Source organism: Hymenobacter puniceus, from assembly GCF_014333525.1.
Taxonomy (GTDB): Bacteria; Bacteroidota; Bacteroidia; order Cytophagales; family Hymenobacteraceae; genus Hymenobacter.
In genome coordinates, this window is the sequence record NZ_JACSCX010000001.1 from 291,764 (window position 1) to 312,653 (window position 20,890).

Consider the following 20,890-nt stretch of genomic DNA (forward strand, 5'->3'; position numbering starts at 1 on the left):
CATGACGGTCGACTGATTCGTCCGCCTTATTCCGGCAGGACTTTCAGCGCTTCTTCGTTGCCTTGCTGGATGGCCAGGTCGCGGGCAGAGAGGCCACGCACGTCGCGCAGGGTGGTGTCAGCACCGGCTTCGAGCAGAATGGGCACGAGGGCATGGCGGCCGAACAGCGTAGCAAACATGAGGGCCGTGCCGTCGTTGCCGTTGCGGGCGTTCAGGTCGGCGCCATGCTGGATGAGCAGGCGGGCAATTTCGGGGTAGCCTTTAAACGAGACGCCCATCAGAGCGGTGTTGCCGCTGGCATCCTGCGCATTGGGGTTGGCCCCGGCTTCCAGCAGCACACGCGTAGCATCGAGGTGGTCGTCGTAGGCAGCCAGAATGAGGGCCGTGAAGCCACGGCCGTTCTGGGCGTTTACGTCCACGCCTTCGGCCAGCAAGGCTTGCAGCGCGGCTACGTCGCCGCGGCGGGCAGCGTCAAAAAACAGGTCTTCGGAAGCAGAGGAAGTGAAGTCGGACATTAGAAAATGAATGGAGAGTTTGGCGTAAGTACGGTGTAACAGCCCTGGCAGGATATGTTCCCGGCGGCCAACCGACGTTTTTCAGGTCAGAATAGCCACATCACCACCACCGTGAGCAGCCAGAGCAAGCTGCCGGCCACGGCAGTATTCACCTGCATTTCGGGTGAGCGGTGGGGCAAAATGCCCAGCACTGCCGTGAGCAGCAGCGCCACGGGCAGTGCCGTCAGCACACCGCCATATACGCCACTCCCATAGGGCTCAAAAGGGGCCGCGCCTTCCGGGGAATTGGGGGAGCTGAGGCGGCGCACCACGCCCAGCAGCGGCGTGCGCCACACCGTCAGGAACTGGCCTTCGCGGGCGCGGGGCGCGGTGGCACTAGGCAGCCGGAACTTGGTGAGCGGTGTGCGAATATCGTAGGCCACCTGCGGGTTGGACGCCGAGGCACTCACCGACACCAACGTGCGCCGGAGCACCAGCTCGCCGGGCAGCTCCCGCAGCGGCAGCAGCCAGTCGAGGGCCAGCAACGCACAAAACGCCAGCAGCGCCAGATTCAGCCAGCGGGCGGCGGGGGCATAGCGCTGCATCAGGGCCTGGGTGCCGGACAGTATCGGGGCGGGCTGCTGGGCCAGCAGCTGGTCGTAGGCCCAGCGGCGGCGCGGGTCCAGCAGAATCTGGAGGCCGCCGTAGGCTTCCTGCAGCCGCTCGTTCAGGGCCGGGTCGCGGGCGGCGCGCTTGCTTAGGCGGGCGTGCAACCTATGGTAGGCTTCCTGCAGCTCGGTGGGGGTTGCCGTGGCCGGCACGCTCAGGATACGATAGTAATTCTGCATTGCCGGCGGCGAAACTAAAGAACAGCGAACTTCCCGAAGTACGGATTTTCCGGCTGCAAATGGAAACCCTGCTTCACTGTCCGCCGGTCAGACGGTAGCTGTTCAATTATTCGCCGCCTTGGTGGCACCACCCCCGCAGCAGATTCCATCCTGGGTTTGCGCTCCGTAGTGCTACGCTGCTGCCAGGGCCGGGGCGGCCGGCTGCCGCCGCCGCTTGTACCAAAGCGTGGCAGCTACGGAAAGCGCAATGGTAAGCACGCGGAACACGTTGGCCCACACGTTGCCAACTGCCGAGTCCGACACGTTGAACAGCATCCACCAGGCATTCATGAATACGTGCAGGAAAATGGGCACCCACAAGTTGTTCCAGCTTTTGTAGAGCCAGCCAAACCACACGCCCCCCGCAAACGTGACGGCCAGCACGCCGACTGCCGAGGGCAGGTCGTGGCTTTGGTAGAGGTGCCGGCTGGCAAAGATGCCCGACTCAATAAGGATGGTAAGCAGCCATGGGAACCGGACCCGACGGTAGAGCTGCCCAAACAGGAAGCCCCGAAACAGGGTTTCCTCGCCCAGCCCGGCCCAAAGGGCGCCCCGCAGCAGATTGCCGGCCACAGTGGTCAGCTGAAATACCGACAGGTAGCCGAGCAGCATCGGCAGCGTGCAGCCCAGTCCCATAGCCAGCCCCAGCCCCACCGAAGCCTGCCAGCCCAGCTCGGGCAATGCCCGGCGCCAGCCGTATAACCCGGCCAACGCCAGCAGCGGCAGCCCCACCCACCACAGCGCCATATACAGCACATACAGCCCCGGCGAAAGTTGACTGGGCACCAACCCCAGCAGCAAACCAACAAAGCGGGGCGCATACAAGGCCACCAGAAACGTGAGCAGCGCTACGGCGGCCACCAGAACAGGCTTTTTCATGAAGATCAGGCAGTAGATGAACGAAGAAGTGCCGGAAATTCACGGTTGTATAGGCCGTTTGAAACCAGAATCTGCTGAAGTGAGGAGGTCTTTGGTTGAAGTGAGTGAATTTGAGGATGTACTGGCTGACAACATCTCCCCGCACCGGAATTCCGTTAGGCTGGGGATGCGTACTTTTTCTTTATTTGTGACAAGCCTGCTGGCCGGCGCGCTGCTTCCCACCGCAAGCCAGGCCCAAACCGAGCCGCCAAACTCCATCCAGGACCGCAACCACAACGTGTGGCTGGCGTGGTTCAGCGACGCCCGCCTGACCAGGCGCTGGGGGGTGCACACCGAGTTTCAGCTGCGCCGCACCAATGGCCTGCGCGACCCACAGCAGTATTTCTACCGGCTGGGACTGAACTACCACGCCACCAAGCAGCTCACGCTCACGCCCGGCTACGTGTACTTGCTCTCCTTGCCCTACGGCGATTATCCGGATACGGGCCGCACCCATGAGCGGCGCTTCTACCTGCGCGCCGATCTGCAGGATGAAATCGGGCGCCTGCAACTCACGCACCGCTACATCCAAGACTTTCGCTGGCTGCGCAACCCGGGCGAGCCGGCATACGCGCCCCGCAACTACCGCTCCCGCTACCGCCTGCAGCTGCAGTTTCCGCTCACCAAGCCCCGCATCGGGCCAAACACGCTCTATGCACTGGCGTCTGATGAAGTGTTTCTGGCCTATGGCCCCGGCGTGGCGCAGGTGTTCAACCAAAACCGCCTGTATGGGGGCCTGGGTTACCAGATGACAGAAGCGCTGGGCATAGAGGCCAGCTACCTCAACCAGATTGTGCAGCACGACGATGGCGTGGTGTTCGAGCGCAACCGCACGCTGCAAATCAGCCTCAACTTCAACCCCGATTTCCGGGCCGACAAAGGCGAGTAGCAGGGTGAGGTAGCCTCAGCCCACAGCCCGCACCAGCCGGCGCTGCAGCCAGGGCCAGGCAGCGGCCCGCACTGTCAGGTTTACCAGCCACGCCTTGCCGGCCAGAAACTGCATAAGGCGGTAGCGCCGGGTTAGCTCCCGCCCAATGTGCTGCTCTACCTGCCGGGCATATTCTTCCAGAAAAGCTGCGTCGAAGCGGTTGGTTTGGAAGCTGCGCAACGTTTGCTCGGCAGCCAGCAAACCACTGTGTAGCGCTTTGTCGATGCCGTGGCCCTGCAGCGGGTCGATAAGCGCGGCAGCGTCGCCGCAGAGCAGCCAGCGGCGGCCGTGCAAGGGCCGCCCGGAGCCACCCAGCGGCAGCCCAAAGCCGCTGATGGGCGTCAGCAACTCAGCACCCACAAAGCGCGGAGCCAGGTGAGGATGCGTGTTCAGCAAATGGCGGAGCTCCGCTTTCAGATCAAGCCGGCGCGCCGCCACTTCCTCTGACAGCACGCCCAATCCCACATTGTAGCGCCCGTTGCCTACCGGAAATACCCAGCAGTAGCCGGCCCCAAACTCGCGTAGAAAGTAGAAGTCTGACGTGTCGGCGGGAGCTTCGGCTACGCCCTGGTAGTAGGCGCGCACCGCAGCGCAGTGGTAGGCGCGGTCGAGTTGCGGGGCGGCACCCACCTGGCGCGCCACCACGGAATTGGCCCCGTCGCAGCCGATAACCAGCGCCGCCCGCAGCGGTGCAAGGCCTTCACTGGCCAGCTGAATTGTTACGCCGGCTTCATCAGGCAATATGCGCCGCACGGTGTGGTTTTCAAGTATGTCGGTGGTGGTGTGGCGGCGCACCAACCGCAGCAGCGCATCATCGAAATGCAGGCGGGCACAGTTGAAGGCCGGGTTGTGCCAGCGGATGCGCAGCGTGCGGCCGTTGGGCGCCAGCAGGCGGCTGTAGCGGGTATCGGCGCGGTGCGGGGCCAGCAGTGCGTCCAGTTCGGGACCATAGGCGGCATCGAGGCGGCGCAGGTGGCGCAGCGTGGGGCTGGGAATAGCGTCGCCGCAGATTTTGTCGCGCGGGAAGCCGGCTTTGTCCAGCAGCGCCACGCGCAGGCCGCTGTGGCGCAAGGCCAGCGCACACGCCGCCCCGGCCGGGCCGGCGCCAACAATCACAACATCGTGGGTGAACGAACTGAGCACGCGCGAAGGTAAGCGGCAAACAGCTGGTAGAAATAGCAGCAGCAGTCAGGCACCTCGCGGCGGACTACTCCACGGCTTCGCGCAGAAATTCGCAGAACGGCTGCATTGCCCGAAAAACGGCGGGCACGTAGGTGGCAAGGTCGAGCTGGTGCACAGTAGCATCGGGAATGTGGTGGCTCACTACAAAGCTTTTGTGCTTAAGCAATTCTATATCCGGATGGTCAGTGGAGTAGCCAGTGGGCGCTCTTTTCAGCTTTTCGCCGCCCAAGCCCGGAAAGTACTGCTGGAATGCCAGCGCGTGCAGCAGGGCATGAAGTGCCGGGCCGTTGTAGTCTATTTCCTGCCGGATGCTGATTAGCTGTTCTTTATCAGGCACATAAATACCGCCGGCCAGCATTGTTTGGCCGTGTGGGCCTAGCTGCACATAGTAGCCGGGGCCGGTGCCCGCCTTGCCACCCTCCGAGAAATAGGCGCTGAAATGCGTTTTGAAGGGGTCTTTGTTGTTGGAAAAACGCACGTCGCGGTAGATGCGGAAGATGCATTTTTTGGGTTCCAGGCCAGCCAAGCGGGTATCAGAGGCGGTCAGGTCGCGCAGCCAACCGGCTACAGCCTCCTCAAATTCGCGGCGGAGCTGTTCGTAAGTGGGTTTTCGGGTTTGAAACCAGTCTCGTTCGTTGTGGTGGGCTAGCTCCGAGAGAAAAGCAAACAGTTGTGTGGTATTCATAGAAAGAGCAAGTGCCAGTCCGGCTATACCGGTGCGAAGGGTGTTAGTAGCTACAGCTGCCGGCGCATTTCCTGCTGCCGCATGGGCATGGCATCAATCGTGGAGAACAGGCTACCGGGCGCCAACGGCCGGGTGCTACGGCGCTTTACGCCACCGTCTTTCCCAATCAGCAGTACGGTAAACCCGCCCGAAGCTACCTTGAGCTGCGTTGTCAGACAGCGCGCGTCATCAGTTGAAAGCTCGCTGCCGATAAGCTCACGTACCAGCAGCTGCCGGGCCTTTAGCTCGGGCGCTACGTCGCGCAGCAACTCGCGCTGCTGCTGGAGCGCGGGGTGAGTAGCGGTAGGCGCGTAGAGCAGCAGCACGCGCTTCTGCCAGCGGCTTGCTTTCAGCAGCGCCGCTACAGAACTGGAGCTGGCAACCGTCTGGGCCTGCATCAATTCAATACTCATGAAGAAACCTGCCAGCAGGCAGGCACATACAACAGCTGAACGCATAGAGAATAAGCAATTGGCCCCGGCGCATGTTTTGCGTGGGCAGCAGCGGCCACAAAATGCCGGACAGCTATGTAGTGCATGTTCAAGCAAAATTGTGCTTCGGTGAACCTGATACGACGGTCTGGCGGATGCCATCTGGCTGTCTACGCTCTTCGGCATGCAAGCCTAGGCACGCAAGCTCAAGCCGGCAGCGTCTGCTGCAGCCACTCAAATACGGTCCGGAAGGCCTGCTCACGCGCTACCGGAGCCGACAGAAACAGGTCGTGAATGCCATCCGGGATTTCGCGCACCGTAACCTGAGAGCCAAGGCGCGGCGCCAGCTGCCGGATATGGGCTACGTTGAGCACAATGTCGGCCCGCTGGAAGTCATCGGACCACTGCCGGCCGCTGGCGGTGCGGCTGGCGTGTAGCACCAGCACAGGCGCCGCAATGCCCAGCCCTACCCGCACCTGCGCATGCCCCACCCGGATAGCGCGCAGCCAGCCCGCATTCACGCCAAATACATGGTTGGGTTTCCAGGCCAGGTTATAGTCCCAGTGGCCGCGGTACGCTTGGTGCAGGCTTTGCCCATATGCATCGGACAGGCCGGCCGGTACGCGCAGGTTGGGCCACACCCGCCCCAGCGCCGTGAGCAGCGGCACGCCCAGCCGCTTGAGGCGCGGCTGGTGCAACTCCAGAAACGGACTGTTCAGCACCAGTGCCGCCACAACTCTTGGGTGTGCCGCGGCATAGAGCGCCACAATCAGTCCGCCAGTAGAGTGGCCGCTAAGCACTATTTGCTTTGCGCCTTCGGCACGCAGCACAGCCAGGGCAGCATCCAGGTCGGCGAAATACTCGGTGAGGCTGCGCACGTTGTTAGGGTGCTGGTGCGGTAGAATGGCCCGACCGTACTTGCGCAAATCCAGCGCATAAAACCGGTAGTTGTGCGCTGTGTATTGCGCAGCCATTTCGGTTTGGAAAAAGTAGTCGTTGAAGCCGTGCACATACAGCACAGCCCGCGTGGTGGTGAGCGGTGCAGCAGCGCGCACCAACACGGCCTGTACCGGCCCTTCGTAGTCGGGCGGCTGCGGCAGGCGACGCTGCTCGAAGTCGGGCCCCAGCAGGTCGGGAGTATATAGGCCAGGATCTGAAGAAAATGCCATGTCCGCAGTACGCAAATAAGGCACGCACCGGCTAGCTGCCGCAAAATTCACACTATATATACTTCAGCCGATACTACGCGTGCGCCAACAGGCGTTTTGCCTGTCCTCTGCCCTGCCGGCCTCTCCACCCTGCCGGTTTCTCTTTCTCCCTGATACACTACATGCGCCTACTTGCTTTGCTGGCGGCTGCCCTGCTGCTCACGCTGTGTGCCCCGGCCTCTAATGCCCTCACGCCCGACCCGGGTTTCCGCCAGCAGCAGCTGCTCTTCGAGCGAGTCCGAACTGCCTATTCCCTGCACCAGGCTGCGCTGCACCAACTACTGCACCACAACGATATCCGGCCCGAGCGACTGGAGCTGTTTGTGCGGGCGTTTAAGGTGGGCCGGCGGGTGGAAGTATGGGGCCGCGAGCAGGGCATAGGCCAGTTTGTGCTGCTGCGCACCTACCGCCTGGCCGGCACCTCGGGCACGCTGGGTCCCAAGCGCCAGTCCGGCGACCGGCAGATTCCGGAAGGCTTCTATTCCATAGACCGGTTCAACCCTAACAGCGAGTATCTGTTGTCGCTGGGGCTTGATTACCCCAACGCTGCCGACCGGCGCTATACCGCGCCCGACCCTGGCGGCGACATTTTCCTGCACGGCTCCAACGTCACTATCGGCTGTTTGCCCATCACCGATATTTATATGCAGGAACTCTACGTACTGGCAGTGGAAGCCCGCGCCGCCGGACAGACGGATATTGCCGTTCACATTTTTCCGTTTGAAATGACGGCCGAAAATCTGGCGCGCCGCGTAGCCAGCCCGCACCTGGCTTTCTGGCAGAGCTTGGCAGCCGGTTATCAGTATTTCGAGGACAACCGCCAGGTGCCGCACATGGACGTGGACGAGCAGGGAAGCTACGCGGTACGCTAGGGGCTTGTAGGTGCAAAGCGCTGCAGAATGCTCCACTTCTTTCAATCTGCTGGTAGTCTGCCGTATCGACTAATTACCTATATTACTCCATCGTTCCACAACCAAACCAACTGTAGCGCATGAAAGCACCCGTAATTTTGACCGCCCTGGCCACGGCCGTACTACTGAGCGGCTGCTCCGACAAAGAGGCCGCCGTAAACCAGGCCCAGGACATCAGCGCCGACGCCCTGACGCAAATCCGGCAGCTCGGCTTTAGTGCTGAAAACGTGCAGCGCGACGAAGATGGCAACTACCTGGTGGAAGGTGATATTGCACTCTCGCCAGCTGACCTGAACAACCGTGCGGCCGTGCAGCTGCTGCGTGTGGGCCAGGATGAGCAGTACCGCACCACCAACACCGTCAGCGGTACACGCAACATTACCATCAGCGTGTCCAACCAACTGCCCAGCGCCTACGTCACGGCAATTGATGAAGTAGTGAACCGCTTCAACGCCGAAAACCTGCGCATTACCTTTTCGCGGGTAAGCTCGGGCGGCAACATCAGCATCGTGCGGGCCAGCGGCAGCTACCTGGCGTCGGCGGGCTTCCCCACCAGCGCCGGCGAGCCATTCAACCAAGTGAAAGTCAACTCGCGGGCCATTGGCACGGCCAACCCCACCACCTACATTGCCACCATCCTGGCCCACGAAATCGGCCACTGCATCGGCTTCCGCCACACCGACTACACAGACCGGAGCTACAGCTGCGGCGGCGCCACCTCCAATGAGGGCGCCAGCACCGTTGGCGCAGTGCTGATACCCGGCACGCCAGCCGGCCCCGACCCAAACTCGTGGATGCTGGCCTGCATCGGCAGCGGCCAGAACCGCCCGTTCAACGCCAACGACCGCACGGCCCTCGGCTACATCTACTAAACGCATAGTACTGCCTTCGTTGCCCCAAACCAGTGCGGGGCCGTACCTTGCCAGCGCCGACGCGGATTTGCCCGCGTCGGCGCTGTTGCGTTATGCCTGATTTCCCGATTCCTAAAATTCTGCGCGACTCGGCCGTGCTAGTGCCTGTTTTCCGCGACGCCGCCGGCCAGCTGCAGCTGGTGATGGTGCGCCGCAGCAACTTTGGGGTGCACGGCGGGCAGCTGGCGTTTCCGGGTGGCAAGCCCGAGCCCACCGACGGCTCGTTGCTGGCCACGGCTCTGCGAGAGGCCGAAGAGGAAGTAGGGCTGCCCGCCGCCAACGTAGACATTCTGGCGACGCTGCCTACGGTAGCCATTCCTACCGGCTTCCGCATTTCGCCATTTCTGGGGGGCATCCGGCGGCCCGAAACCTGGCAGTGGCAGACCCGCGAGATTGAGGAAGTGCTGGAAATTCCGCTGCTGCACCTTGCTGATGCCGCCAACCACTTCGAGGAGACGTGGCAGCTAGCTGGCTGGCCTGGCCCGCAGCGCGTGCCCTTCTACCGCGTAGAAAGCAGTGTACCGCTGTGGGGTGCCAGCTACCGCATTCTGCAGCCCTTGCTCCCACGCCTGCTGGCCGGCGAGTGGAACATTTGATTTCTGAGTTCTGAGCTGATACAGTGATAGGCACCGAAGCTGAGCGGCATTCCGAGCGTAGGCAAAGCCGCAGTCAAGGAATTTTGCTAGCGTAGCAATCAACGGCACCACAACGTCAGCACGCAGGATTCCTCGATACGCTCCGAATAACGTTCGACGTTGTAGTCTCGCGCTTTTCACCTCATTACGCCATCCTTTCATCACCTAACATATTCTGGCACGAAATTGCATTTCACTGCATCCTATGACGATTACCACCACTTCCATGAAACGTCTTTTGCTGCTGCCGATACTAACGCTGCTGTTTTCGGGTACAGCCCAGGCCCAGCGCGAACAATCCATCTGGCTGTTTGGCCAGCAGGCGGGCCTCACGTTTCCGGCCGATGGCGGCGCGCCCACGCCCCTGCTCACCAGCAAAATGACCACCTACGAGGGCTCGGCCGTGGCCACCAACGCGCAGGGGCAGTTGCTGTTTTACACCAACGGTGAAAACGTTTTCAACCGTCAGCACACCATCATGCCCAACGGCCGCAAGCTCACGGGCTCCAGCGCCAGCACCCAGAGCGCCCTCATCGTGCCCGATCCGGGCAGCGGCAACGTGTTCTACCTATTTACGGTAGGTGCCCAGGGTGGCAAAGAAGGCCTGCGCTACTCGGTGGTAGACATGACCCGCGACAACGGCCTCGGCGACGTGCCGCGCGCCAACATCCTGCTCGTTTCGCCAGTAGCAGAGAAGCTTACCGCCGTGCGCCACCAAAACGGCCGCGACGTGTGGGTGGTGGCGCACCGCTGGAACTCCAATGCCTTTGTCAGCTACCTCGTGACGGCCGATGGCGTGCAGGGCAAGCCCATTTTGAGCAACGTAGGCGGCACGCACTCCGGCCCGGGCCGCAATGCCATTGGGGCCATGAAATTCTCGCCCGATGGCCGTAAGATAGCCGTAGCCATGTGGCGCGAAGCCAACCGCTACGAGGTGTTCGACTTTGACCGCAGCACCGGGCTGGTGAAGAACCCGAAGGTGTTTTCACCTTACCCCGAAGCTTACGGTATTGAGTTTTCGCCGGATGGCAGCAAGCTCTATGGCTCCAGCAACGGCGAAGGCGGCGGCCAGGCTCAGATTTTTCAGTTTGATTTGAAGACCGGCAAAGCCACTGTCGTTGGCAAGTCGGCGAACCGTAAAGTGGGCCAGCTGCAACGCGCGCCGGATGGCAAAATCTATGTGGCCCGCGAAGACAACCCTTTTTTGGGCATCATTGAAAATCCCAACGCCGACGCCGCCAGATACGTGGATGATGGCCTGAAGCTAGGCGGCCGCCGCAGCAAGCTGGGCCTCCCCAATTTCATCACGGAGCCCGGGAAGTAAGAATTGAAAGACCGTCATGCTTCGCTGCGCTCTGCATGACGGTCTTTCTTTTTCCAGCCTACTGAATCTTCCCAAATTTAAACCGCAGAAACCCCGTAGCCACGGAGATATACGGGTTTTCGGAAGCCAATAGCCCTACCACGTCGCGGGTACTGATGCCGGCATCGTAGACGGAGGTGGCAATGGTGAAACCTAGTGGCAAGCTTAGGCCGTAGCCGGCGCCACCTGTCACGCCGCTGCTCAGCCGCAGCCAGCTTAGCGGCTTGTAATCAACGCCTACGCCAACGAAAGGCGACGTGAGGTTGCCAGCCACGTTATTGAGCGGCAAGGTCACGTCGAGGCCGGTCTCAAAGAACTCGCTGACGCGGAAGCCGGCGCCGGCGCGCAGTTTGGCCGGCAAACTGGCCTTGCTCTCTAGCCCGGTCTGGTACTGAAACAGGCTGTCGGTGCCGGAGGCGAAGATTTCGGTGGCTTCCTTAATAAAGTTGTAGCTGCCGATGCCCGCCGACTTCAGCCGCTTGAGCTTTTGGTCGTTGGCTGTGAGCAGGTTGCCGTCCCAAGTCATGCTGCCCAGGTCCGTGACGGCCAAGCCCAGGCGCAATGACTTGCCCACCTCGGCCGCCACGCCCACATCGAAGCCGTTGCCTTTGCCCACCGGCTGCAGGCCGCTGGTGCGGGCCATGAAGTTGAAGCTGGGATTGGCAGCCAGATTGCCGTAGTCGATGTTAAACACCGGCGACAACGAGCTGTAGCCCTGCACGTCGCCGGGCTGCACGCGCACATCCAGAATCCCGATGCCCTGAATGTAGCGGTAGCCCGCCCCCGCCGACAGCTGAAACAGCGGCAAGTCAATCAGGCGCTGGCCGAACGCCACATTGAACTCACTGGTGGCGGCAAACTGCATTTCGGTGCCCGCCAATGCCTCCGAAACCAGCGGAATATTGCTGGCGCTGGCGTTGGCATAAATCGGCGCATCCTTCCCCAGAAACAATAGCTCGGCCGCGTTTTGGTTGAGGCCGACGTGGCCGGCGGTGCGCAAACGGTGGCTCACGGCAATACCGCCCAGGCCGGGCAGCTGCACGGCCAAACCTACCGTGGTGATGTCGGCGTTGAGGTTGGCGGCATTGTCGGAGGTGAATGCCTGGGCCAGGCTGCGCTTTTCAGCAGGCGTCAGCTCATCGTTGGTGTTGTAAACAAACTTGCGCAGCTGGTCGCGCGTGAGCGACTGGGAGCTGACGCCCACTCCGGCCTCACCGATGGTGAAAGCCACGCGCGAGCCGCCCACCCGGCCCAGGTTGGCCGGATTGATGCCGATGGCCTGGTAGTCGGTGGCGAAGGTGGTGCTGACGCCGCCGCGGCCAGTGGCCGTGAAGTTGCTGAGCTCGTTCTGGGCGTGCAGCGGCGCCGCGGCGGCCAGCATCAGCAGCGCCGTTGTCAGGAGAGAAGTAAAGTTCCGGTTCACGGGCAAAGTAGTTTAGAGAGCTAGCGCCTGACGCCCGCCATAAGTAGGGCGCGAAAGTTGGTCAAATGTACCATTATGGGGTAGTTTGCGCGTAGTTTACTATACCAGCGGCCAATTTTCCCCGGTCAACTCTGTTTCTGCCCCGATGGCCAAGCGCTTTTCCGTTTCCGAATACGCCGACGGCATCCTCTCCGGCAACCGCGTCACACTCAGCCGCGCCATCACGCTGGTAGAAAGCACCCTGCCCACCGACCAGGCGCTGGCCCAGCAGGTGCTGGACGTGGTACTGCCGCACGCCGGCCGCTCGGTACGGGTGGGCATTACGGGCGTGCCGGGCGTGGGCAAAAGCACGTTTATCGAGGCCCTGGGGCTGCACTTGGTGCGCGAGCAGGGCAAGCGGCTGGCAGTATTGGCCGTAGACCCCAGCTCCCAGCGCGGCGGCGGCAGTATCCTCGGCGACAAAACCCGCATGAATGAGCTGGCCGCGCACCCACAAGCCTATATCCGGCCCTCACCAGCGGGCCGCAGCCTGGGCGGCGTTACCAAGAGCACCCGCGAGGCACTGGTGCTTTGCGAAGCAGCGGGCCACGACGTCATCTTTGTGGAAACCGTGGGTGTGGGCCAGAGCGAAACGGCCGTGCACGGCATGGTGGACTTCTTTCTGCTGCTGATGCTGGCCGGGGCCGGCGACGAGCTGCAGGGCATCAAGAAAGGCATTATGGAAATGGCCGACGCCGTGACCATCACCAAGGCCGACGGTGGCAACGAGCTGGCCGCCCGCCGTGCCCGCGCCGAGTACCAGAACGCACTGCACCTCTACCCGCTCGCGCCCAGCCAGTGGAGCCCCGTCGTCACGACTAGCTCGGCCGTGACGGGACAGGGCGTGCCGGAGGTGTGGGAAGTGGTACAGCGCTACGTGCAGCAGACCCAGGAAAGCAACTACTTCCAGCGCCGCCGCCAGGAGCAAAACCTGCACTGGCTCCACGAAACCATCCGTGAAACCCTGGAAACTCGCTTCTACCAGCGGCCCGAAGTGGCGCAGCGTCTCACGCAGATAGAGCAGCAGGTGATGGACGGCCGCAAATCAGCCTTCGGAGCAGCCGAGGAGTTGTTGGGCTTGTAGCGCAAAAAATCCGGTTTGCAACGGGTCGGGTTTGCGTAGCATAACTACAGCCCTGCCTCGGCACAAACCGGATTTTCGCACCTTCATCAGCTGTTGCTACCCGCGTTTGGGCTTGAGCATCAGGTAATCCAGGAAATACAGAATTTTGATGCTGACGTTGTTGTTGTGCGGCGTGTTGATGGTATTGCTCAGGTTGTCGAAGTAGAGTGGGGTGGCTTCGTTTGCTTGCAGGAAATTGGTGCCGGCGTTTTTCCAGACGATACTCACCTGCGAGCCGGGCGCAAACCACCACGAGTACACGGCATCCACGTTGAAGGCATTGTAGGTATTGTCGCGGTTGCGGCGGTAGTCGACAAGCTGCTCCTGGCCATCGGGGCGGAGCTGTGCGAAATCCTGGTAGCGCACAGTACTGGTATAGTGGCGCGTGCGCACCGTCAAGGACATACGGTTGGTGAACGTGTAGCCCACCGACAACACATTCGACACCGTAACTACCTGCCGGCGGCCCAGCAGCACGTCTTTCGGCGCTAAGCCCAGGGCCACGTTGCCGCCCAGCTGCCGAATGATGGCTGAGTCGAGCGGCTCACTGCTGCTGAGGCCGCCATTCACGTAGCCAATCTGGTTTCGGTTTTGCTCCCAGTCTACGCTGTACCGGAAATTAAGCTTATTGTTGACCCGGTAACGCGGCGACAACGACAACGAATAGCTGGCCCGCCGTGGGCGGTCCAGCCGCTCATCTTCTACATGCTGTCGGGTGCCCCCACTCAGGTCCCAGGCCAGCTTCTTCCGATAGTCCGTAGACACATAGGCGCTGAAGCCGGCCCGGCTTGGCACCCGCACGTAGTATTTGCCCAATGGAAACGTGCGCGGCTCGTAGAAGTCATTGCGCGCCGGGTCGATTCTCACGTCAAATCCCGTGGTGATGAAGCTCTTCGTGAAGGTAGTTTGTGTGCCTCCGGCAATGCTGACGTCTTGGTAGCGTGTGGGCCGATACAGGAGCGAATGGTTGATGTTAAACCAGTTATACAGGTTATTGACTTTCCAGAACGGCTTGTACTTGTTGTAATTGGCGTACAGCCCCTGCGAGATATTGTTGTTGCCAAACAGGATGCCCAAGTCGTTGGGATTGTAGTGGTCGGACTCGATGCCGTGGTTGATACCCCAGGTAAAAGCGCCACTGATCTTGCCAAATCCTACCTGATACTTATAGCCATTCTGGTCGTCAATCTGTCTATCGGAGCCGAACTCCGTACCGCGGCGGCGCGAGTATACCAGGCGGCCATCCACAGCGTAGGAATTTTTCTTGTTGGCCATTCGAAACAGCCCGCCGGTCACGTTGGCGTCGTAGGTGCTGCCTGCCCGCGTGACGTTGGTGTTGATCAGCGAAACGAAGGAGTTGTTTTTGAGACTTTGGTCCAGCACCAGAATACTGTAGTTGCTGAACGGCTGCGTCAATACCTCGCGCTCCTCACCGCTTTCCGTGTTGCGCACGGTGGCATACACATCATTGCTGAGCGCATTAAACACCCCAACACCCAGGCCTTTGTTGGTCCGCCCCGATACTTTGGTGGCATTCAGCAGCCGCGTTTCCGACGGATTTTTCACGAGCTGCTCTTTGTCACTCATGGCCACATCGTAAAAGCCAATGGGCGTAGCGCCAACCCGGCGCGAATAGAACAGATTGCCTTTGGTAAACAGCTCGGTGCCCTCCGTAAAGAACTGGCGGTTTTCGTTGAACTGCACCTCAAACGGCGAGAGGTTGAGCACCTGGTTGTCGCTCTGCACCTGCCCAAAGTCGGGCACGAGCGTGGCATCCAGCGTGAAGCTTTCGTTGATGCCCCACTTAATATCGGCACCGCCGTTGAAGCTGGTGGTAGTAGGGCGGGCGCCGTTTTCGCTGAGCGGGTTATGGTTGACGTAGCTGGAAATGTAGGGCGTAAGCGAAAGGCGCAGCGGCGGCTTCACGTCGCGCACACCGGTGAGGGTGCCCCACTGGTTCACGAAGCCATCCACGGCGGGCTTCACCTCGTTCCAGAAAAAAGCCTGGTTGTCTTTTTTGCGCTGCCGCATGAAGTTCAGGCCCCACAGCTGCTCGGGCAGATTGCCGAAGCGAATGGCCGAGTACGGAATGCGCATTTCCGCAATCCAGTCGGTGCCGCGGATGCTGGTGCGCGAGTCCCACACGGCATTCCAGTTGAAGTCTTCGCCCCCGGCCGGCGAGTAACGGGCATCCATCTGCACGCCGCCCGTCGTCACGAAAAAGCCGTAGCCATTGAGTTTGTCCTGGTAGGTATCGAGAAAAATGCCAAAAAAATCAGTGTTGCCGAAGTTGTCGCGCGGGGTTAGCTCCCGCAGGATGGAGTCGGCGCTGATATCGTGCATAACGGCCCCGATGTAGAGGTTGGCGTCGTCGTAGAGGATGCGTACTTCGGTGGGGTGCTTTTCGGGTGGGCCGGGGTTGGGGCGGTTCTGAATGAACTGCGTAGCTACTGGCGCCTGCTGCCACACGGCTTCATCGAGCACGCCATCCAGCTTGATTCCTTCGGTAATCCGGACCGCCTGCAGCTGCTTTTTGGGGGCCAGCGTTGTGGCCGTCACGGGCGTGGCAGCTGGAGTTTGTTGGGCAAAGGCCTTCCCGCCTAGCAGCATATAGCTTATCAGCAGGAAAAATAAGAACACACGAAGGCGCATCACGATAGAATGATGGAGGAGAAGTAAATCAAACGGTGGAAATCAGAGGGAAACGCACGGTGCGTGGCGTGGCATAACTAGCGCACCAAGCTTAAAACGGGGGCAGGCCAGGCAGTGTCCTGACTGGTTTGGGCAATAGATGCTGCCCGGCTGACAACCGTTGCTTGAACTGAATATTTGTTTTTGATACTATACCGCTACTATACCACAAGCCGTGAAGCAAACCGGCCACCGTTGCAGCGGTGGCCGGCTTATCTTATCTCTGTGGCTTATTCACTCACCGAAATATTAACGTTGACATTGGTTGATGACCGACCATCAGCAGTGCTGGAACTGCCCAGCAGCTTGCGGTATTTATCAGCCAGTGCGGCCGATTGCGACTCGCCGTTCACCATCAGGCCTTTGTCGTTGAGCTGAAACATGAAGCTTTTGGCGTCTTTTGCAATCAGTCCGTCTTGGCGGAGCGCTTCCCGAACCTGGTCGGAATTGAACCGTGGTGCGCGTGGCGGCGCAGGCACCGCTGGTACGGCAGGCACACTCGGAGCCGATGGCACACCGGGAGCGGCCGGAGCCGATGGAGCACCGGGAGTGCGCGGGGCACGCGGCGGGCGCGGCATAGCCGGCAGATCGTAGTTACGGGCGCTGGTATTGCTTTGCTGCTGAATATTGATGGAGCCCGTAGCACTGATTTTGCGGCCCGTGCGGTCTTCGTAGAGCTTGCGGTACTTCTGCTGCAACGCATCCGGCTGCTTTTTGCCGTTCACGGTGAGACTGGTAGCGCTAAGCGAAAAGCTATACGTTTCCTTGTTCCGAATCAGGCCGTCGCGCAGCAGCTCACTTACCAACGCCTGGCGCCAGATTTCGTCTTTGGCATCACGGCGGGCCTGCTCGGCGTCGCGCCGGGCTTGGTCCTGGTCGCGGCGGGCCTGGTCTTGGTCGCGCAGTGCCTGCTGCGCATCGCGGCGGGCCTGCATAGCATCCCGGCGGGCCTGGGCGGCATCTTCAGAGGCCTGTTGCCGGTCGCGGGCCGAGTCCTCCGTGAACTGCTTTTTTTCTTCCTGCAGCTCCTGCAATTGCGCCTGTATCTGCTGGCGCTCCTCCGTGCTCAGCCGCAGATTTCGCAGCTGCTCATTCAGGTTGTTTTCGGCAGCAGCAAAGCGTTGGTTGATGGACTCCTGGGTGAAATGCTGCTGCTCGCGCATGGCGTCACCGGCTTCAACCATTGCCAGGCGCGAGAGTTCATCGGCGTCAGCGTCGGTGGGCGTGCGGCCGGCCAGCGCGGCGCTGCTCATGCGCTGCGAAAGTTGCGCCATCCGGTCCCGGGTGGCCTGGCGGCGGTCGGCGAGGCTGTTGTTGCGGTTGGCCTGCTGGGTTTTCGCCAGTGCCTGCTGGTAGGCAGGCAGCTCGTCGGCGGGTACCTTCTTGCCATCCACATACACTTCCGAAATGGCGCCCTGCTCGTTTTTCACTACCACCGTAAGGCCCTTGATTTCGTTGAGGCGGGCCCGGCCGGATTTGGTGCGCAGCTTAGGATTAGCCTGCGCATACACCACCACCGTATCGTCGGAACCGGGCTGCAACTCATTGCCCCGGTAATTGACCGTCAGCAGCTCCCCTTCCGCCTCGGGAATTTCCATTGATTCTTCTCCTGGAACTTCCGCTTCCGGAGCAGCCTCTACTACTACCTCTTCGGGTTTATTTGCAGCCAACTGATCGGTCAGCAAATCGGCACCTTTCGTGACAACGGCAGTGCTGAATGAGGCGGCACTCAACGATAGCACGGTGCTGGCCGTGAGCACCCCTACGCTCAATAGCACCACGCAGGCAGCCCAGAAACCATCGGAAAATGTAGGAGCCGTGGCGCGATGCTGCACCAGGCGGCGCACACGCCCCAGCAACGAGCCCGATTCGCCAGCCGCGGCCATAGCCAGCCGCGGCGTGAACGTAGCGGCCGGCTTGTGTTGCAGCGTAGCCAGCGAGGCCAGCGCCTGCGCCAGCACCAGCGAGTCGCCACACAGCTCGGTGGCCATGTCGTCGCAGCAGTTTTCGCGTTCAGTCCGCAGGCAGTTGGAGAGAAACCACACGGCTGGATGATAGAAAAACAGGATTTCGGCCACCGACTGCAGCAGGTTGAACAGGTAGTCGCGGCGCAGCACGTGGGCCAGCTCATGGGCCAGAATGGCTTCCAGCTCTGCCCCAGACATACCCGAGGCAGCACTCATCGGCAGCAGAATCACGGGTTTCAGCCAGCCCACCACCAACGGGCCCGGTACCAGTCCCGAGGCCAGAATCCGAACTGGCTGGCGCAGGGCGGTGCGAGCCACCAGCGCATCGAGGCGGTTTTGCCACTCGGCGGGCAGCGCGGCCACACGGTAGCGCCGCAGCCGCTGCACGTAGGCCAGCCCACTCAGAAACCGTAGTGTCATGGCCAGCATGCCCAGCAGCCACGCCACCACCACTACCGGCATGTTGCGTTCCAGATACAGCTGCCCCGTTGTCAGCAGCTGGTGCAGGCGGCCGGATGCTGGTGTGGCTATTTCCCCGGCAATGGGTGCCACAGCAGTTCCTGCTGCTGGGCCAAGATCTGCACTGGCAGCTTCCGGAAGCTGACTATCGGCAGAAGCAGAGCTATACAGCGCTTCGGTAGCAGGCGCAGTACGAAACGTGCTGTAGTAATAGCCGAGCGTGATGCCGCTCAGGGCTAGCAGCGTGAGTAGCGCCCCTGCAGCTACTTTGTAGCGCAATGCGGCGGCATGGCGGTGCAGCAGCATCAGCAGGGCGGCAGCAGCCAGCGCCACGAGGGCGCCTTGCCACAACGAGTGGAGCAGTGTCCAGCCCAAGGCGCGCATGAGCGCCGGCGACCCAAATTGTTCAAGCAGGCTCATCGGAGGTATCAGTGGAGGTGGAACGACGCTGTTGCTCAATTTCATTTAGCAGACCCCGGATCTGAGCCAGCTCATCGGAGGAAGTGGAACGCGTGCCGAGAGCCTGCATCACCAGCTTCATGGCCGAGCCTCCAAAGGCAGCATCCACAAACCGGTCGAGGAGCAGGCCTTGGGTTTCTTCTTCGCGCACGGCGGCACGGTACACGTGGGTTTTGCTGTCGTCTTCGCGCAGAACCAGCACCTTATCGAGCATGAGCTGCAGGATTTTGAGGGTGGTGGTGTAGCCGACTTCGCGCTTCTGGCTGAGCTGGTCGTTCACGAACCGGACGGTGCTGGGGCCGTGCTGCCACAACACCTGCAGAATCTCCAGCTCGGAATCAGTGGGCTTAGGAATGGGTTTTTCACTCATAGTATAGGCGCTTTAAAGTCTACGACATTGTTCGTACTTCAAACATATACGAATGGCATCGTAGATACAACTTTAATCTACGATTTTTTTCGTAAAACCTCATACCGAATAAAAAAGCCGGCTGTGAAGGCCGGCCTTTTTTACCTCTATTGCTCTATCTACAAGCACTATATAGCAAGCTTTTGTTAGCTGCTGTGCTTTTGAGTGCGGTGCCGCGTGAGTGTAACGCGGGCCCGATGGCAGATGCCTCCCAGTGGCGGATTGAATTTTGACACGCTCACTTTCACGGACCGCACGTGCGGAAACTCAATCAGCACGCGGTCCAGTACCCGGTGCCCGACGTGCTCCAGCAGGCGGGCGGGCGCCAGCATTTCTTCGGCTACTACTCGGTAGAGCACTTCATAGTTCACGGTTTCCTGCAGCTTATCGGAGGCGCCGGCGGCATGCAGGTCGGTGCGGATGTAGAGGTCGACGCCATACTTATTGCCAATCTTCTGCTCCTCGTCGTAGTAGCCGTGAAACGCGAAGAACTCCATGCCTTCCAATGCAATCTGGCCCATGTGGTGCGGTGGTGAAGTAGTGAGGTAATCTGCAGCCCGAAGCGGAAATCTGAGCTACAGGTCGAAAAAAAAACGCAGCCTTCCCGAAGGAAGACTGCGCAAGGTCGGACACAAAACCCGTGAAATCCGACTTATCAGCAAAATCAACGATTCAGAATCAGCGGACTAAATTTCGTCGAAAAACGACTTTTCCGACGAAACGGCCGTGTTCTGCATTACGGGCTGATCGGTCTGGCCGGGGTGCGTAGGTGGCACCGGCTGCGGAATTTCCGGCTGCTCGGTGCGGCCGGGGCGAATATCGGGCTGCACATCCGGGTTGGGCGCGCCGGGGACCGGGGAGCCCGGACGCTCGATTTCTGGCTCCGGCTTGTTAGGCTGGCTGGGCTGATCGGGCTTTTCCGGCTGGCCGGGCTCGGGCTGCTGGCCGGGCTTGGGGTTGTAGGCGCCGGGCTGGGGCTGCGCGGCCGGCCGGGCTACCGGAGCCGCGCCGCCAAACGAGACCGAAGAGCCACCAGCAACTGCTGCGGCCGAAGAAGTGGAAGACGTTGAAACGAACATGGGAGCAGGGTTTTCAGGTGAATCGGACGAAGCCCGGTTCACCTTTACGCTGGCTGCCCGCGAAAGGATGGCCGCAGTGCTGGCTTTAGGCCGCGCCTTGGCTTTTTCCACCTTGTCCAGCGCATCAGACGCCAAGTGGTGCAGGTCGCGCACGAGGCTGTCGAGCTGGGTTTCAAGGCGCTGGCACTCCTGGCCTAGGCCGCTCACTTCCTTTTGCATTTCGGCCACCGTTTTTTCGGCTTGCTGATAGGCATCTTCTACCAGCAGGCGGGCTTTCTGGCGGGCATCGGCCAGCAGCTGCTCGGCTTTCAGCTGGGCTTCCCGGATGCGCAGCTCGGCGTCGCGCTGGGCCTGCTCGGTGATGCTGTTGCCGGTGTCTTCGGCGGTTTTGAGGGTGCGGTAGAGGCTGGTTTCCACCTCGCGCATCTTGCTTACGTCCTGGGTGGCGTGGTCGAGCTTCACGCGCAGCTCGCGGTTTTCGTCGCCCATCCGCTCCCACTGCTGCGAGAGGGTGAGCAGAAACGCCTGCACTTCGTCCTTGTCGAGGCCCCGAAAGGCTTTTTCAAAGGTTTTCTGGCGGATATCGAGAGCAGTGATTTTCATAGAATTGGGTGGTAGAAGTGGGCAGGTCAGATGGATTCTGCCAGCA

Annotated in this window: 19 protein-coding genes; 6 read left to right on the forward strand and 13 right to left on the reverse strand. The window is 60.9% G+C overall.

The annotated features are described in order from the left end of the window. Positions 1 to 26: 26 nt before the first annotated feature. The 3 genes from H8B14_RS01170 to H8B14_RS01180 form a co-directional block, all read right to left on the reverse strand. Complete coding sequence (locus H8B14_RS01170) at positions 27 to 515, reverse strand: ankyrin repeat domain-containing protein (RefSeq protein WP_187313801.1); 489 nt, start codon at positions 513 to 515, stop codon at positions 27 to 29. An 86-nt stretch (positions 516 to 601) separates the two neighbouring features. After that, positions 602 to 1,342 (reverse strand): J domain-containing protein, encoded by a 741-nt coding sequence (locus H8B14_RS01175; protein ID WP_187313802.1) that lies wholly within the window; start codon positions 1,340 to 1,342, stop codon positions 602 to 604. Positions 1,343 to 1,513: 171 nt separating this feature from the next. Continuing rightward, entirely contained in the window at positions 1,514 to 2,260 is a 747-nt protein-coding gene (locus tag H8B14_RS01180) for a CPBP family intramembrane glutamic endopeptidase (protein ID WP_187313803.1), read from the reverse strand. 187 nt (positions 2,261 to 2,447) lie between these two features. Here H8B14_RS01180 and H8B14_RS01185 point away from each other — a divergent pair, with 187 nt between their 5' ends. Then, a complete protein-coding gene (locus H8B14_RS01185; RefSeq protein ID WP_187313804.1) occupies positions 2,448 to 3,188 on the forward strand; it encodes a DUF2490 domain-containing protein in 741 nt (246 codons plus the stop codon). Between the two features lie 15 nt (positions 3,189 to 3,203). Here the strand turns inward: H8B14_RS01185 and H8B14_RS01190 are convergent, their stop codons facing one another. The 4 genes from H8B14_RS01190 to H8B14_RS01205 form a co-directional block, all read right to left on the reverse strand. Next, entirely contained in the window at positions 3,204 to 4,370 is a 1,167-nt protein-coding gene (locus H8B14_RS01190; RefSeq protein WP_187313805.1) for an NAD(P)/FAD-dependent oxidoreductase, read from the reverse strand. Positions 4,371 to 4,434: 64 nt separating this feature from the next. Beyond that, positions 4,435 to 5,094, reverse strand: a complete 660-nt coding sequence (locus H8B14_RS01195; protein WP_187313806.1) for a DUF2461 domain-containing protein — start codon at positions 5,092 to 5,094, stop codon at positions 4,435 to 4,437. A gap of 50 nt (positions 5,095 to 5,144) precedes the next feature. Then, on the reverse strand, positions 5,145 to 5,591 hold the full coding sequence (locus tag H8B14_RS01200) for a DUF4174 domain-containing protein (RefSeq protein ID WP_187313807.1): 447 nt from the start codon (positions 5,589 to 5,591) through the stop codon (positions 5,145 to 5,147). A 179-nt stretch (positions 5,592 to 5,770) separates the two neighbouring features. After that, positions 5,771 to 6,733 carry an alpha/beta hydrolase gene (locus H8B14_RS01205; protein WP_187313808.1) on the reverse strand — a complete coding sequence of 321 codons (963 nt, stop codon included), beginning with the start codon at positions 6,731 to 6,733 and terminating at the stop codon, positions 5,771 to 5,773. 161 nt (positions 6,734 to 6,894) lie between these two features. Here H8B14_RS01205 and H8B14_RS01210 point away from each other — a divergent pair, with 161 nt between their 5' ends. The 4 genes from H8B14_RS01210 (at position 6,895) to H8B14_RS01225 (ending at position 10,553) form a co-directional block, all read left to right on the forward strand. Then, positions 6,895 to 7,644, forward strand: coding sequence for a L,D-transpeptidase family protein (locus tag H8B14_RS01210; RefSeq protein ID WP_187313809.1), 750 nt, complete (start codon positions 6,895 to 6,897; stop codon positions 7,642 to 7,644). A 119-nt stretch (positions 7,645 to 7,763) separates the two neighbouring features. Then, a complete protein-coding gene (locus H8B14_RS01215; RefSeq protein WP_187313810.1) occupies positions 7,764 to 8,555 on the forward strand; it encodes a M57 family metalloprotease in 792 nt (263 codons plus the stop codon). A 92-nt stretch (positions 8,556 to 8,647) separates the two neighbouring features. Beyond that, positions 8,648 to 9,190, forward strand: a complete 543-nt coding sequence (locus H8B14_RS01220; protein WP_187313811.1) for an NUDIX hydrolase — start codon at positions 8,648 to 8,650, stop codon at positions 9,188 to 9,190. Between the two features lie 265 nt (positions 9,191 to 9,455). Then, positions 9,456 to 10,553 carry a TolB family protein gene (locus H8B14_RS01225; RefSeq protein ID WP_261989841.1) on the forward strand — a complete coding sequence of 366 codons (1,098 nt, stop codon included), beginning with the start codon at positions 9,456 to 9,458 and terminating at the stop codon, positions 10,551 to 10,553. A 58-nt stretch (positions 10,554 to 10,611) separates the two neighbouring features. On the opposite strand, the gene H8B14_RS01230 is transcribed toward H8B14_RS01225, so the two are convergent. Continuing rightward, the gene (locus tag H8B14_RS01230) at positions 10,612 to 12,015 is read right to left on the reverse strand and encodes a DUF5723 family protein (protein WP_187313812.1); all 1,404 of its coding nucleotides are present in this window, start codon (positions 12,013 to 12,015) and stop codon (positions 10,612 to 10,614) included. A 145-nt stretch (positions 12,016 to 12,160) separates the two neighbouring features. Between H8B14_RS01230 and meaB the strand changes: the two genes are divergently transcribed. Next, positions 12,161 to 13,138, forward strand: coding sequence for a methylmalonyl Co-A mutase-associated GTPase MeaB (gene meaB / locus H8B14_RS01235; protein WP_187313813.1), 978 nt, complete (start codon positions 12,161 to 12,163; stop codon positions 13,136 to 13,138). Positions 13,139 to 13,234: 96 nt separating this feature from the next. Here meaB and H8B14_RS01240 read toward each other — a convergent pair whose 3' ends face one another. The 5 genes from H8B14_RS01240 to H8B14_RS01260 all read right to left on the reverse strand — a co-directional run bounded on the left by H8B14_RS01240 (position 13,235) and on the right by H8B14_RS01260 (position 20,844). Next, positions 13,235 to 15,787, reverse strand: a complete 2,553-nt coding sequence (locus tag H8B14_RS01240; protein ID WP_187313814.1) for a DUF5916 domain-containing protein — start codon at positions 15,785 to 15,787, stop codon at positions 13,235 to 13,237. A gap of 311 nt (positions 15,788 to 16,098) precedes the next feature. Then, positions 16,099 to 18,714 carry a M56 family metallopeptidase gene (locus tag H8B14_RS20850; protein WP_222840524.1) on the reverse strand — a complete coding sequence of 872 codons (2,616 nt, stop codon included), beginning with the start codon at positions 18,712 to 18,714 and terminating at the stop codon, positions 16,099 to 16,101. Beyond that, entirely contained in the window at positions 18,701 to 19,123 is a 423-nt protein-coding gene (locus tag H8B14_RS01250) for a BlaI/MecI/CopY family transcriptional regulator (RefSeq protein WP_187313815.1), read from the reverse strand. The genes H8B14_RS20850 and H8B14_RS01250 overlap by 14 nt, the downstream gene beginning before the upstream one ends. 185 nt (positions 19,124 to 19,308) lie before the next feature. Next, positions 19,309 to 19,683 (reverse strand): dihydroneopterin aldolase, encoded by a 375-nt coding sequence (gene folB, locus H8B14_RS01255; protein ID WP_187313816.1) that lies wholly within the window; start codon positions 19,681 to 19,683, stop codon positions 19,309 to 19,311. A gap of 165 nt (positions 19,684 to 19,848) precedes the next feature. Further along, positions 19,849 to 20,844, reverse strand: coding sequence for a DivIVA domain-containing protein (locus H8B14_RS01260; RefSeq protein WP_187313817.1), 996 nt, complete (start codon positions 20,842 to 20,844; stop codon positions 19,849 to 19,851). Positions 20,845 to 20,890 lie beyond the last annotated feature (46 nt).

Coding starts and splice junctions, on each gene's coding strand:
- H8B14_RS01195 (WP_187313806.1), bottom strand. CDS start 5,094: ATGAATACCACACAACTGTTTGCTTTTCTCTCGGAGCTAGCCCACCAC.
- folB (WP_187313816.1), bottom strand. CDS start 19,683: ATGGGCCAGATTGCATTGGAAGGCATGGAGTTCTTCGCGTTTCACGGC.
- H8B14_RS01205 (WP_187313808.1), bottom strand. CDS start 6,733: ATGGCATTTTCTTCAGATCCTGGCCTATATACTCCCGACCTGCTGGGG.
- H8B14_RS20850 (WP_222840524.1), bottom strand. CDS start 18,714: ATGAGCCTGCTTGAACAATTTGGGTCGCCGGCGCTCATGCGCGCCTTG.
- H8B14_RS01200 (WP_187313807.1), bottom strand. CDS start 5,591: ATGCGTTCAGCTGTTGTATGTGCCTGCCTGCTGGCAGGTTTCTTCATG.
- H8B14_RS01250 (WP_187313815.1), bottom strand. CDS start 19,123: ATGAGTGAAAAACCCATTCCTAAGCCCACTGATTCCGAGCTGGAGATT.
- H8B14_RS01240 (WP_187313814.1), bottom strand. CDS start 15,787: ATGCTGCTAGGCGGGAAGGCCTTTGCCCAACAAACTCCAGCTGCCACG.
- H8B14_RS01210 (WP_187313809.1), top strand. CDS start 6,895: ATGCGCCTACTTGCTTTGCTGGCGGCTGCCCTGCTGCTCACGCTGTGT.
- H8B14_RS01225 (WP_261989841.1), top strand. CDS start 9,456: ATGAAACGTCTTTTGCTGCTGCCGATACTAACGCTGCTGTTTTCGGGT.
- H8B14_RS01215 (WP_187313810.1), top strand. CDS start 7,764: ATGAAAGCACCCGTAATTTTGACCGCCCTGGCCACGGCCGTACTACTG.
- H8B14_RS01260 (WP_187313817.1), bottom strand. CDS start 20,844: ATGAAAATCACTGCTCTCGATATCCGCCAGAAAACCTTTGAAAAAGCC.
- H8B14_RS01170 (WP_187313801.1), bottom strand. CDS start 515: ATGTCCGACTTCACTTCCTCTGCTTCCGAAGACCTGTTTTTTGACGCT.
- H8B14_RS01220 (WP_187313811.1), top strand. CDS start 8,648: ATGCCTGATTTCCCGATTCCTAAAATTCTGCGCGACTCGGCCGTGCTA.
- H8B14_RS01175 (WP_187313802.1), bottom strand. CDS start 1,342: ATGCAGAATTACTATCGTATCCTGAGCGTGCCGGCCACGGCAACCCCC.
- meaB (WP_187313813.1), top strand. CDS start 12,161: ATGGCCAAGCGCTTTTCCGTTTCCGAATACGCCGACGGCATCCTCTCC.
- H8B14_RS01180 (WP_187313803.1), bottom strand. CDS start 2,260: ATGAAAAAGCCTGTTCTGGTGGCCGCCGTAGCGCTGCTCACGTTTCTG.